This is a genomic window from Vibrio sp. 1078-1, assembly GCF_033340475.1.
Window position 1 is genome coordinate 1 of record NZ_JAWOWM010000707.1, and the last position, 561, is coordinate 561.

Here is a 561-nt window from a genome sequence, read left to right on the forward strand (position 1 = left end):
GTTTATGGCAATTCAACGCTCTCGACACATGCCTTTAACAATTTGCATATAACCTTTTGATGTTGAAACTGTCGCATTTATTGCACAAATCACACAAAAATTGATTGTATATGTAATTATGCAAACGTTTGTGTGACTCATATCGCTTACAAATATTACTGATGTTATTAATATTTGCCCGAATCAATTATAAGGTATGACGTACCCATGAAAACAATTAAAACTTCTCTCGCTCTCCTTATCGGTACCGCTTTACTGACTGGCTGCAATGACGACGACACGAAATACGTAAACGTTCAGCCAACTGAAGTAAAGATTGCCACCTACAACCTCTCTTTTGACCGCGCGACCTTCGAAGCTTTAGTAAATGAAATGCAAATTGAACCAGCGCAGCAAGCTGCATTGGTTACAGCCTATTTAGACGGATCCATCGCAGCTGAAGATAAAACCACTGCGGAAAAGGTCATTCAAATTCGCAACGTTGCTGCGATCATTCAAAAGAATCGCCCTGATGTACTGATGATGGCGGAATACAACAACGACGGAACAGGCGAAGACAAA

General features: G+C 40.5%; 1 pseudogene. It reads left to right on the forward strand.

The features are described from left to right. Nucleotides 1-207: 207 nt before the first annotated feature. A pseudogene (locus tag R7190_RS29635) lies at nt 208-561 on the forward strand (endonuclease/exonuclease/phosphatase family protein); the annotation flags it as partial.